8 protein-coding genes are annotated in these 12,527 nt (G+C 67.6%); all 8 read left to right on the forward strand.

Annotated features, from left to right (window positions below):
- Positions 1-223: 223 nt before the first annotated feature.
- The 8 genes from IF188_RS12710 to rpsS all read left to right on the forward strand — a co-directional run bounded on the left by IF188_RS12710 (position 224) and on the right by rpsS (position 12,524).
- Positions 224-6,916 carry an LPXTG cell wall anchor domain-containing protein gene (locus IF188_RS12710; RefSeq protein ID WP_191172187.1) on the forward strand — a complete coding sequence of 2,231 codons (6,693 nt, stop codon included), beginning with the start codon at positions 224-226 and terminating at the stop codon, positions 6,914-6,916.
- A gap of 424 nt (positions 6,917-7,340) precedes the next feature.
- Complete coding sequence (locus IF188_RS12715; RefSeq protein ID WP_191172188.1) at positions 7,341-8,906, forward strand: RAD23 family protein; 1,566 nt, start codon at positions 7,341-7,343, stop codon at positions 8,904-8,906.
- 500 nt (positions 8,907-9,406) lie between these two features.
- Positions 9,407-9,715 (forward strand): 30S ribosomal protein S10, encoded by a 309-nt coding sequence (gene rpsJ, locus IF188_RS12720; protein ID WP_106816553.1) that lies wholly within the window; start codon positions 9,407-9,409, stop codon positions 9,713-9,715.
- A gap of 8 nt (positions 9,716-9,723) precedes the next feature.
- Complete coding sequence (rplC, locus tag IF188_RS12725) at positions 9,724-10,401, forward strand: 50S ribosomal protein L3 (protein WP_191172189.1); 678 nt, start codon at positions 9,724-9,726, stop codon at positions 10,399-10,401.
- Between the two features lie 4 nt (positions 10,402-10,405).
- Entirely contained in the window at positions 10,406-11,068 is a 663-nt protein-coding gene (rplD, locus tag IF188_RS12730; protein ID WP_191172190.1) for a 50S ribosomal protein L4, read from the forward strand.
- The gene (rplW, locus tag IF188_RS12735) at positions 11,065-11,364 is read left to right on the forward strand and encodes a 50S ribosomal protein L23 (RefSeq protein ID WP_191172191.1); all 300 of its coding nucleotides are present in this window, start codon (positions 11,065-11,067) and stop codon (positions 11,362-11,364) included. The genes rplD and rplW overlap by 4 nt, the downstream gene beginning before the upstream one ends.
- Positions 11,365-11,390: 26 nt before the next feature.
- Positions 11,391-12,230, forward strand: coding sequence for a 50S ribosomal protein L2 (gene rplB, locus IF188_RS12740; RefSeq protein ID WP_191172192.1), 840 nt, complete (start codon positions 11,391-11,393; stop codon positions 12,228-12,230).
- A 12-nt stretch (positions 12,231-12,242) separates the two neighbouring features.
- On the forward strand, positions 12,243-12,524 hold the full coding sequence (gene rpsS, locus IF188_RS12745; RefSeq protein WP_018171448.1) for a 30S ribosomal protein S19: 282 nt from the start codon (positions 12,243-12,245) through the stop codon (positions 12,522-12,524).
- The last annotated feature ends 3 nt before the right edge of the window (positions 12,525-12,527 follow it).

A 12,527-nucleotide genomic window follows, 5' to 3' on the forward strand; every position in this document is an offset into this window, starting at 1 on the left:
GCCGGGTCGGCGGCATACGTTTAGCCCCGGGAACACGTCTCGGCGCGTGTTTGGGGAGAATGCCGAACCGCTTGGGGAAGCAGAAGCATTTCATCCACTCGCCGTTGCGTGATTGGGAGGGGCCTCATCTGGGGCGCCCTGTGTCGTAACGACCAAGGGTGAAGTGATGTTCAGTCGTCGTACTTTCGTGCGCGCGTCCGGTAACGGAGACACGCGCCGTCGCATGCGTGAGCAGCGGACCGAGGAGCGCCGGCTCGCGCTCCAGCAGCGCTGGTATGTCGGAGGGGTCGCCGCCATCGTGTCGACGGCCCTCGTGTTCTCGGGGCTCTCCCCGGCGGTGGCAGAGGAGGCGCAGCCGGATCCGGCCGCGACGACCCAGGCCGCCGACACGACGACCGACACGTCGGAGACGGACTCGTCGACGACGGATTCGTCGAAGGATGCCGCCGACCCGGCGCCGTCCGAGACGGCAGCGGATCCTGCGCCCACCGAGGCCGCTCCCGATCCCGCGCCATCGCCGTCGGAGCCCGCGAAGGACACCAAGACGACGAAGACCGACACCGCGAAGACGGTGGCGCCGCTGGCGGCGCCTGAGATCCAGCCGCTCGCGTGTGCCCCGCTCTTCTACGGCTTTGAGATCGACGGCAACCGCGCCGTCGACTGCGCCGGCAACGACTGGGACAGTGTTCCGGATGCGACGACGAACGGTCACGGACCCTACAAGACCGACAACGACAACAGTGACCCGTCGACCTGGTACGCGTCGGGCAGCCCCGCGCAGCACTCGACGATCCTGAACGGACAGGCCTGGTCGACCACGGTCAACGGCGACCCGATCCTCTTCGCTGCGTGGGACCGCGCGAGCGGCACCGGATCGTCTGGCTTCATCATCGAGATCACGAAGGCACCGACCCGCTCCGGAGGCCAGGGCACCGTCCCGCAGCCGGACCGCTCGCAGGGCGGCACGGTGTTCTTCATGGACCAGAACGGCAACAACGGCACTGAGCTCCGCGGGGCGTGCACGTACGGGCCGATCAGCTACACCGGCGCCAACGCGAACCCGGATGACTACCCGGGCACCTGCATCACGAGCAACTTCCCCGCGAACAGCTTCATGGGGGTCACCAACGTCGACGGCACGTTCGTCGAGGTCGGGCTGAACCTCGCGCTTCTCGCGAACGTCAAGCCCGGGTGCCCGCCGTCGATCGGCTCGTCGGTGTACATCCGCTCGTTCACGGGCAACAACAACCCCATCGGTGGCAACATCCAGGCGTGGGCAGGACCTCTCACCATCACCCCGCCGTCGACGTGTGTCCCGCTGACCGCGACCAAGACCGCGACGACGACGTTCGACCGTGACTGGGACTGGAAGATCGAGAAGACGGTCGACAAGAACGAGGCGAAGGCGAAGCCGAAGACGGGCGCAGACTTCAACTACACGGTGACGGTCACGCCCGAGGGCCCCCAGGACTCCGGCTGGAAGGTGTCGGGCACCATCACGGTGTCGAACGCCAACCCGATCGCGGTGCCCGTCACGGGCGTGTCGGACTCGATCGGCGCGGGGTGTGTGGTCAACAACGGACAGCCTCTCCCGTCGGTTCCCGCCAACGGATCGGTGGGGATTCCGTACTCGTGCGCAGTCGGCTCGGGCGCGAGCGGGACGAACAAGGCCACCGTCACGTGGGACGGCAGCAAGATCCCGGCCGGCTCTGCGACGACGCCCGGCGTCGACTATTCCTTCGTCACGCCCGCTCACGAGACCGACAAGACCGTGACGGTGTCTGACACCGCCGATGAGTTCGCCGCCAAGTACGGCACTCCGGTCATCGTGTCGAAGCTCGACGGCCCGACTGTCTTCACATACTCGCGCCACCTCGGTTCCGAACTCGAAGCCGACACGTGTCAGCAGTACCCGAACACGGCCTCGCTCGCCGCGACCAGCGATCAAGGCAAGCAGGACTCCAGCGTCTCGGTCAAGGTGTGCACCGGCGCCGACCTGACGGTCGACAAGAACGTCGTGCTGAGCCTCACGCGCACCTACGACTGGAGCATCGAGAAGAAGGTCGACGCGACGGTCAAGACCGTCGACCCCGAGACGGGCAAGGCGACCTTCGACTACACGGTGATCGCGACCCCCGGGGCCGCGACCGACTCGCAGTGGGCGATGAGCGGTCAGATCACCGTCAGCAACCCCAACGACTGGGACGTCGTCGCCACCTCGGTGACCGATGTACCGACGTTCCCGGGTGTCACGTGTGCGGTGACCGGCGGCACGGACGCGACCATCCCGGCGAACTCGTCGAAGGTGTTCGACTACAGCTGCACGTTCCCGCAGAGCGGACCGTTCACGACCGGCATGAACACGGCCACCGTGAACTGGGACGACGACGCGGCGTACAGCCCGAGCTCGACGGCATCCAAGACGGTCGAGATCTCGACGGACGGCTGGAACGTCACGCCCGTCAACGCGACCGTGCACGTCGTCGACGACAAGACCGACCCGGCCAACCCGGTCGAGCTCGGTACGGCCAACTGGGCCGACGGACCGAAGGAGTTCCACTACTCGCTGACGTTCGACGGCACTCCCGGCGCGTGCGTCGACTACAAGAACATCGCGAAGATCACTGAGACCGGTGACACCGACGACGTGACGGTGAGCGTCTGCGACTACCAGGACCTGGTGGTCACCAAGACCGCGGACCCGACGTTCGACCGCAGCTACTCGTTCCTGATCGACAAGACCGCGAAAGAGACGAAGCTCGTCATCGACCCTGACACCGGCAAGGCGACCGCGACCTACACGGTCACGGTGACCGACGGCAAGGCGACCGACACGAACTTCGACGTCTCGGGCACGATCACCGTGACGAACCCGAACAACGTGGTGGTTCCGCTGACGGCGCTCACCGACAAGATCGGCGCGACGGTGTGTGACATCGACTTCGGCGATGCCACCGCGACCGTGCCGGCGAACGGCCAGCTCGTCGTCCACTACCTCTGCGACAACCTGTCGGCGACCGCCGACACGACGGGCACGAACACTGCCACGGCCACCTGGGACAAGACCGAGCTGCGCGGCACGAGCGGGACGGCCGTCGGGACGAAGGACTTCGACTTCGCCGACGCGGTCATCACCGACCTCAACGCCAAGACGGTGACCGTCACGGACCAGTTCACGAACCCGGCCGGACCGGTCGTCGAGCTCGGCACGCACACCTGGACGGCCGAGGGCGCATCGCAGCCCTGGACGTACGAGCGTGAGCTGCAGGGCACGCTGGGCGCCTGCGTCACGGTCGACAACACCGCGACGATCAAAGAGACCGGCCAGGACGACGACGCGAGCGTCGAGCTCTGCGGCTACAAGGATCTGACGGTCGCCAAGACCGCGACCGGCTCGTTCGACCGCGACTACGGCTGGAGCATCGTCAAGGACGTCAACGCGAACGCCGTCACGGTGGCGCCGGGAACGTCGGCTGAGTTCAAGTACGACGTGACGGTCACGCCGACCGCCGCGCAGGACTCGAACTTCGCGATCGCCGGTGAGATCACGGTGACGAACGACAACAACGTCGACGTCACCATCACGCTCGACGACACGCTCGCAGGCTGCGTCGTCACCGGGACCGACAACCTGACGATCCCGGCAGGCGACTCGCGGACGTTCCCGTACTCGTGCGACCTCGAAGGAACCACGGCGAGCGACTCGGTCGAGAACGTGGTCGACATCACGTGGTCGACCGAGACGCTGCCGAACACCTCGGGTGCGGCATCCACGTCCGCGACGGTGGACTTCGCGCAGGTGAACCCGGCGACGACGGATGCCACGGCCACTGTGTCCGACACGGCACCGGAGTTCGGTGACGACGTCACGCTGAACGCGGTGGACGGCCCGAAGACGTTCGAGTACACGCGCACGCTGACCACTCCGGACGGCGTCTGCACGACGTACCCGAACACGGCGACGGTCGACCCGTCCGACGAGGCGTCGAAGTCCGACAGCGAGGACGTCGAGGTCTGCGCCCCGACGATCTCGAAGGAGATCGAGTCGTCGGTGCAGAGCGAGACCGACCCCGACCTGTGGGACGTCTCGTACCTGATCACGGTGACCCTCGCCGACGGTGAGCGCACCTACGATCTGGGTGACGAGCCGGACTTCGCTCCGGGCGTCGAGATCCTCTCGGGTGACGCGCAGCGCATCCTGCCGGCACCGGCCGGCGCGCTGATCACCGACATCCCGTCGGACGGCGCCCCGTTCGTCACCGGAGTCTCGATCGGCGGTGAGGACGACTCCACGCACGTGTACCGCGTCACGTGGCACGTCCGCATCCCGGCGCAGATCCCGGCCGGCGACCGCGTGTGCGAGGGCCCCGGGACCGGGTTCTACAACACCGGCATCCTGACGGTGGACCACGTCGTGCAGAACGACGACGCGTGCGGCCCGGTCGACGAGAAGGTGTACCCGACCGTCACCAAGACGGTCAGCGACATCTCGCGCGACCCCGACACCAAGGAATGGGAGATCACGTACGAGCTCAAGGTCACGCTGAGCGACGACGAGGCTGTCAACCCGAAGAAGCTGGCGTCGAAGTACAACCTGTCCGACACGCTCGACTACGGCGTCATCGACGTCGTGGACGCGTCGTGGAGCGGCCAGGGTGTGAGCGACCAGGCCTTCGATGAGGCCGGCGGTGTCTGGACGGCATCCATCGCGAACGGCAAGGCGATCCTCGCCGGGGCGACCCACACCTACACGGTGGTCGTCCACGCGACGCTGGATGCCGGTGACCTCACGCAGCACCAGGTCGGCTGCACCGTGGTGGGTGAGCAGCGCGGACTCGGATTCCTCAACAAGGCGACGCTCTCGTTCACCGAGCAGCTGCCGCCGGTGTCGGTCCAGGCCTGCACGCCGCCGGTGTACCCGACGGTGACCAAGACCGCCGAGGGGACCACTGAGGACCCCGAGACCGGCCTGCAGCGGGTGTCGTACCTGGTGACCGTGACCGCTCCGGCGGCTCCGGCCGCAGGTCCCGTGACGAACGTGCTGTACACGCTCGTCGAGAAGCCCGACGCCCTGCCCGACCATGTCGAGCTGGACGGCGACTGGCACGCCGAGGCGGTCGGGGCTGACACCCCGAACCCGACTGAGGCGAGCTGGGACGGCACGGGCACGTGGCTGCTGAAGGGGATCGGCGCGTTCACCGCGCAGGACCGTATCGACGGCAAGCTCACGCACACCTACCGGATCTGGGCCGACCTCAAGGTCACCGGCGTGCCGACGGCAGAGCTCGAGCCCTGCACCGAGGGCGACGACCAGGGCGTTCCGATCTGGAACACCGTGTCGCTCGTCTTCGGAGAGCAGTCGCAGGATGCGAGCGCGTGCGACGAGGTGAACTACGACGACGTCTCGATCGTCAAGACCGCCTCGGGTCTTCCGGAGCAGGGTTCGGTCGAGCCGGGTGACTCGTTCGACTACACGCTGACCGTCACCAACAACGGCACGCGTGACGCCGAGGACGTGGTCGTCACCGACCCGGTCCCCGAGCGGCTGGAGGTCACCGGACTGACGCTGCCGGCGGGCTGGACGAACGACAACGACCCGGCGTACGTCGACGACGACAACCAGCTCAGCGTGGGCGTGCCCACCCTGGGTGTGGGGGAGTCGGCCGACATCGTCGTGCACGTGACGTTCACGGCGACGCCGGTGCCTCCGGTCGAGCCCGGTGATGACACGGCTCAGCCGGCGACTCCGCTGGAGGAGCTGAGCAACACCGCGTGTGTGGCGGCCGAGCGCGACCAGGTCGAGGAGAACAACTGCTCGACCGTCGAGATCCCCGTGCGTGAGATCACCGCGATCGTGTGGACGCAGTGCGTGGCGGATGCCCCGTTCCTGCACTGGTCGATCAGCAAGTCGGCAGCGCTGACGGATGAGGACATCCACTTCCTGTGGACGCCCGACACCGCATCGGCGACGACCGACCCGGCTGAAGTCGCGATCACCCACGCGGGCGGCACGTCGACCTGGACCGATATGGCGGCCTGGCCGGGCGCGGCGTTCACCCCCTCGGGCGTGAGCATCGACTACCCGGGCTGGCGTCCGATCGAACTGGGCGACATCGTGCCCGGCTCGAGCCCGACGCAGTACTACTACCCGGGCACGAGCGACATCATCCCGGCGGCGGACCAGGCGAACTACATCTTCAACGGCCTGATCCTCGATGACAGCGAACTGGACTACGCGTGGCGCCTCGGCTCCACCGTGACGTTCTCGGTCAACCCGGAGCTGGTGTTCTCGACCGAGTACCCGGCCGCCACGCCGGACTGCCAGGTCGCGCGTCACTCCGACGTGCAGATCGAGAAGACGGCGAGTGTCGAGAAGACCGACCCGGGTGCCTCGTTCACCTACACGCTGGATGTCGCGAACGTGAGCGACGACTCGGCGGCCGACGGGGTCGTCGTCACCGACGCCATCCCGGCCGATCTGAAGATCACCGACGTGAGCTGGCCGGGCAAGGGCGACGCCGAGGCGTTCCCGAGCTGGTCGTCCTGCGCGGTGGCCGGTCAGGACGGCTCGGGCTACGGCGGGACGCTGACCTGCACGCTCAACGGGCCGCTGCAGCCGCAGGGCGCGGAGGGCGTGTCGGTGGCACCGACGATCACACTGTCGGCGACGGTGAGCCCGACGTCGACGAGCAGCTCGATCACCAACATCGGTGTCGTGGACTACTACACGTTCGGCAACCCGAGTGACGCGGGGCGCGACGCGGACGACGCGATCGTGCTGCTGTCGGCACTGCCGGCCACGGGTGGCGAACCGTCGCCGCTGCTGGCGCTGCTGGGCCTGCTGGCTCTGCTCGCCGGAACGACGCTGTTCGTCGTGGCCCGCCGCCGCCGCGGAGAGTCCAAGCCCACTCTGTGAGCGTGAGAGGGGGCGGGCTGCCCCAAGGCCCGCCCTCTCCCACCCCACCTCCGTCATCGGTGCACCGACGGAGGTCCGAGCCCCTCTGCCACCCCGACGGCGAGGGGCTCGGTCGCGTCTGCCAGCGGGTCTCTGAGTCTTGTGAAGGGTGGATGCCGGGCGCCCGGCATCCACATTCTCCACAGCGATTCGCGCGACCGGCTCGGGCACGATAGCCTGCTCGAAAGGACGGCTTGATCGCCGCCGTCGGCCTACCCGAAATGGGCCGACGGAGCAGGCTCGCCCCCGTCCCAGGGGGCGGACCGAACAGCGTGCCCCCGCGCGCTGCTGGGATGTACGGCGTGCTTCGGCGCGCCGCGAGTACGGCGTGCCCCCGCGCGCCGCTGGGAACGGCGCTGCAGCGTCGCTATTGGGGAGGATCGTCGTGCCTGAAGCACGCAAGAAGAGAACATTGAAGGCGCTCGCGGGCGCCCTGATCGCGGCGGCCCTGGTCGTCGCGCCGATGGTGACCGCCGGCGCATCCGCGGCCCCGAAGGACAAGGGTCCGGCCACGGCGCCGACCTGGCCGTCCGCGACGGAGGGTGTGAAGGGCGAGCTCGTCGCATGGACGAATCAGAACAATCACGCCGACTTCTGGAAGACGTACGTGCAGGACGGTGACACCGTTGTCTGCTTCGACGGTCAGAGCTCTGCGCACGGCAAGCTCACCGACGGTGGTTTGACCGTCACGCTCGAGCCTTTCAACCAGGATTGGGAAGGCGACCACTGGGAGCTGCTCGTCATCAAGGCGGGCAGCGACTGGAACAACGTGATCGTGCATCCGCAGGCGGGGGTCGCGTACGCCTCGCCCCCTAACAGCGGTGGCAAGCAGGCACAGGTGTCGCACTGGACCGTCTGCAAGGGCACCACACCGCCGACGACGCAGCCCGACCCCGAGGTCTCGCAGCGCGTCACGACGGACTACGACTGCACGAGCGGCGTCGTCACGACCACGACGATCTACACGACGATCGAGTACATCAAGAACCGCGCCGGAGAGTGGCAGCTGGGGACCCCCGTTGACTCGGCCCCGGTGATCGAGACACGCCTGCTGACGGACGAAGAGCGCACTGACTGCCCGACCGACACCACCGTCGTCTACAGCGAGTGGAAGGACGGTGTCTGGAGCTGCGGCGACACGACCGTCGACCAGACTCGCACGGCGACGACGACCACCACGGTCGGCGGCAAGACCTCGACCGAGACGAAGACCGAGACGCAGACCCGCGCACTCACTCAGGACGAGATCGGCACCTGCCCGCTCGTCCCGGGTGACATCGAGGCCACGTGTGTCGGTGATGTGCCCTATCTCTCGTACGACGTGGCGCTCCCGGAGGGCTTCGAAGCCGGCGAGAACCCGGTCACGATCACGTTCCTGAACCCCGACGGTGCAGACTACGTCGTCACGGGCAAGCCGCTGAGCGGCAAGATCCTGTGGCCCGGTGCCTCAGACGGAGAGCCGAAGATGTGGCCCGGCTGGGACCTCGTGGACGGCGAGTACGTCCAGACGGAGGGCAACTTCGCGTGGACCCGTGACAAGACCACGGTGCGCTTCGACGTGAACCCGACCTACTCGACGGTGGTCGTGTACCCGCAGGCGAGCGCCGACTGCGCCAACCCGCCGGTCGGTTCGGGTGAAGAGCCCGAGGAGCCGACGGTCCCGGGTGAGCCCGAGGAGCCCACCGTCCCGACCGTGCCGGAAGAGGAGCCCACCGCTCCGACCGAGCCCGGCACCCCGACTGAGGAGCCGACGGACGACACGACCGGCACGCCTGCCGGCACCCCGTCCGCCACCCCGGTTCCGGCCGCGGAAGGCTCGAACGGAGACCTGGCCGTGACCGGTGGCGGCGTGAGCCCCATCGTCGTCGCCGCGGGCGGTGCCGCCCTCGCAGCAGGTGTCGCCGTCGTCACGTTCGCGGCGTACCGCCGTCGTCGCGCCGGCGCAGAGTGATCCGCTAGGAACACAGCAGGAGAGGGCGGTCGCGCACAGCGCGGCCGCCCTCTCTGCTGCGTGGGCGGCATCCATTCGTCGGGGGAGCGGATGCCGCCTGAGAAACGGCCGAGCATACCGGCGTCGCGACACGCCCGAGTTTGCGACACGCCCGGGCCGCACGTAGACTAGTGAGGTTCCACATTCCGGCGCCCCTCTTGGCGTGCGCTGGATCACTGCCAGGGCAGTGCATAGGCGGCGCAACGCGCAGGGTCCTAGGCCGCGGGCAGCAGAACCACCACATCCAGAATCCACTCCAGCGGAGCCATGCTCCGCGCGGGCGGAGAACGGATGCCGGGAGCAGCGTTTCGGCGCGGCATCCGGATTGACAGCAGAACAGCGGTGCAGCATCCCTCGACGAGCTCGGGAACGAGCGGCCGCGAGGAGTAAGTGCCAGGGCGTGAAGCCCACGTGCGTCCAATGCCACAGGGGTATGACGCGAGAAAGAGAGTGAGCAGACAATGGCGGGACAGAAGATCCGCATTCGCCTGAAGTCGTACGACCACGAGGTCATCGACTCGTCGGCGCGCAAGATCGTCGACACCGTGACCCGTGCGGGCGCGACGGTCGTGGGCCCGGTGCCCCTTCCGACCGAGAAGAACGTGATCGCTGTGATCCGTTCGCCTCACAAGTACAAGGACAGCCGCGAGCACTTCGAGATGCGCACCCACAAGCGTCTGATCGACATCGTCGACCCGACGCCCAAGGCGGTCGACTCGCTCATGCGCCTCGACCTCCCGGCCGATGTCAACATCGAGATCAAGCTCTGAGGTTCGACATGGCACAGAATTCTAAGGCTGCAGAGGTCAACAACAAGGTTTCCAAGGGCCTGCTGGGCACCAAGCTCGGCATGACCCAGGTCTGGGACGAGAACGGCAAGCTCGTTCCCGTCACGGTCATCGAGATCGCTCCGAACGTCGTGACCCAGGTCCGCACCCCGGAGAAGGACGGCTACAAGGCCGTCCAGATCGCGTACGGCCAGATCGACCCCCGCAAGGTGAACAAGCCCCAGACGGCCCACTTCGAGGCCGCGGGTGTCACCCCGCGCCGTCACCTCACCGAGATCCGCACCGCGGACGCCGCTGACTACTCACTCGGTCAGGAGCTCACGGTGGACGGCACGTTCGAGGCCGGCCAGCTGGTCGACGTCGTCGGCACCAGCAAGGGCAAGGGCACCGCGGGTGTCATGAAGCGCCACAACTTCAAGGGCGTCTCCGCTTCGCACGGTGCGCACCGCAACCACCGCAAGCCCGGTTCGATCGGCGCGTCGTCGACCCCGAGCCGCGTGTTCAAGGGCATGCGCATGGCCGGCCGTATGGGTGGCGAGCGCGTGACCGTCCTCAACCTGACGGTGCACGGCATCGACGCCGAGAAGGGTCTGCTGCTCGTCAAGGGCGCCGTCCCCGGTGCTCGTGGCCGCATCGTCTACGTCCGCAACGCAGTGAAGGGTGCCTGATCTCATGGCTGACTCGACTCTCGCGCTCGACGTCGTGAAGGCAGACGGCAAGAAGGCCGGCTCGGTCGAGCTGCCCGCCGCTCTGTTCGACGTCAAGACGAACATCCCGCTCATCCACCAGGTCGTCGTCGCGCAGCTCGCGGCGGCTCGCCAGGGCACCCACTCGACCAAGCGTCGCGGTGAGGTCTCGGGCGCCGGCCGCAAGCCCTTCAAGCAGAAGGGCACGGGTAACGCCCGTCAGGGCTCGATCCGCGCGCCGCACATGACCGGTGGTGGCATCGTCCACGGCCCGAAGCCCCGCGACTACTCGCAGCGCACGCCCAAGAAGATGATCGCCGCCGCCCTGCTGGGCGCGCTCAGCGACCGTGCTCGTGGCTCGCGTCTGCACGTCGTGGAGTCCTTCGGCATCGAGGGCACCCCGTCGACCAAGGCCGCCGCGGCGGTCCTGACCGGTCTCGGCGCCGTCAAGAACGTGCTCGTGGTCGTGGACCGCTCGGACGACATCAGCGTCCTGAGCGTCCGCAACATCGCGTTCGCGCACGTGCTGCCGTTCGACCAGCTCAACGCTTACGACGTGCTCGTCTCGGACGACATCGTCTTCACCAAGGCCGCCTACGACGCCTTCGTCGCGTCGAAGACGGTCGCCACCGAGGAGGCCTCGGCATGACCGCCGTCAACAAGGACCCGCGCGACATCATCCTGAAGCCGGTCGTTTCGGAGAAGAGCTACGGGCTCATCGACGAGGGCAAGTACACCTTCCTCGTCGACCCCCGCGCCACGAAGACCGAGATCAAGCTCGCGATCGAGAAGATCTTCGGCGTCAAGGTCGCAGCGGTCAACACGCTCAACCGCACGGGCAAGGCTCGTCGCACCCGCTTCGGCACGGGCAAGCGCAAGGACACCAAGCGCGCCATCGTGACCCTGAAGTCGGGCACCATCGACATCTTCACGGCAGTCGGCTGACGGTCGGGACAGAGGACTAGAGAACTATGGCTATTCGCAAGTACAAGCCCACGACCCCGGGTCGCCGCGGCTCGTCGGTGGCCGACTTCGCCGAGATCACCCGATCGACGCCCGAGAAGTCGCTCCTCCGCCCGCTCAGCAAGACCGGTGGTCGCAACAACCAGGGTCGCATCACCACCCGCCACATCGGCGGTGGCCACAAGCGCCAGTACCGCGTCATCGACTTCCGTCGCAACGACAAGGACGGCGTCAACGCCAAGGTCGCTCACATCGAGTACGACCCCAACCGCACCGCGCGCATCGCGCTGCTGCACTACTTCGACGGTGAGAAGCGCTACATCCTCGCCCCGAACAAGCTCCAGCAGGGCGACATCGTCGAGTCGGGTCCCTCGGCCGACATCAAGCCGGGCAACAACCTGCCGCTGAAGAACATCCCCACCGGTACTGTGATCCACGCGATCGAGCTCCGTCCCGGCGGCGGTGCGAAGATGGCGCGCTCGGCCGGTGCCTCGGTGCGTCTCGTCGCCAAGGACGGCCCCTACGCCCAGCTGCGTCTGCCCTCGGGCGAGATCCGCAACGTCGACGCGCGCTGCCGCGCGACCGTCGGCGAGGTCGGCAACGCCGAGCAGTCGAACATCAACTGGGGCAAGGCCGGCCGCAACCGCTGGAAGGGCATCCGCCCGACCGTCCGCGGTGTCGCGATGAACCCGGTCGACCACCCGCACGGTGGTGGTGAGGGCAAGACGTCCGGTGGTCGTCACCCCGTTTCGCCGTGGGGCCAGGCCGAAGGCCGCACCCGTCACGCGAACAAGGAAAGCGACAAGTACATCGTCCGTCGTCGCAACGCCGGCAAGAAGCGCAAGTAGGAGTAGAGGAAGATGCCTCGCAGCCTTAAGAAGGGCCCCTTCGTCGACGAGCACCTGCTTCGCAAGGTCGTCGTCCAGAACGAAGCCGGCACCAAGAACGTCATCAAGACCTGGTCGCGCCGCTCGATGATCATCCCGGCCATGCTGGGTCACACCATCGCCGTGCACGACGGTCGCAAGCACATCCCCGTGTTCGTGACCGAGACCATGGTCGGCCACAAGCTGGGCGAATTCGCGCCCACCCGCACCTTCCGCGGCCACGTGAAGGACGACAAGAAGGGCCGCCGCCGCTGACGC

This window comes from Microbacterium helvum (assembly GCF_014779795.1).
Classification (GTDB): Bacteria; Actinomycetota; Actinomycetes; order Actinomycetales; family Microbacteriaceae; genus Microbacterium; species Microbacterium helvum.

Bases quoted from the DNA above. Each gene is read 5' to 3' on its own strand.
- rpsS (WP_018171448.1), top strand. From the start codon at position 12,243: ATGCCTCGCAGCCTTAAGAAGGGCCCCTTCGTCGACGAGCACCTGCTT.
- rplD (WP_191172190.1), top strand. From the start codon at position 10,406: ATGGCTGACTCGACTCTCGCGCTCGACGTCGTGAAGGCAGACGGCAAG.
- IF188_RS12710 (WP_191172187.1), top strand. From the start codon at position 224: ATGCGTGAGCAGCGGACCGAGGAGCGCCGGCTCGCGCTCCAGCAGCGC.
- rplW (WP_191172191.1), top strand. From the start codon at position 11,065: ATGACCGCCGTCAACAAGGACCCGCGCGACATCATCCTGAAGCCGGTC.
- rplB (WP_191172192.1), top strand. From the start codon at position 11,391: ATGGCTATTCGCAAGTACAAGCCCACGACCCCGGGTCGCCGCGGCTCG.
- rpsJ (WP_106816553.1), top strand. From the start codon at position 9,407: ATGGCGGGACAGAAGATCCGCATTCGCCTGAAGTCGTACGACCACGAG.
- rplC (WP_191172189.1), top strand. From the start codon at position 9,724: ATGGCACAGAATTCTAAGGCTGCAGAGGTCAACAACAAGGTTTCCAAG.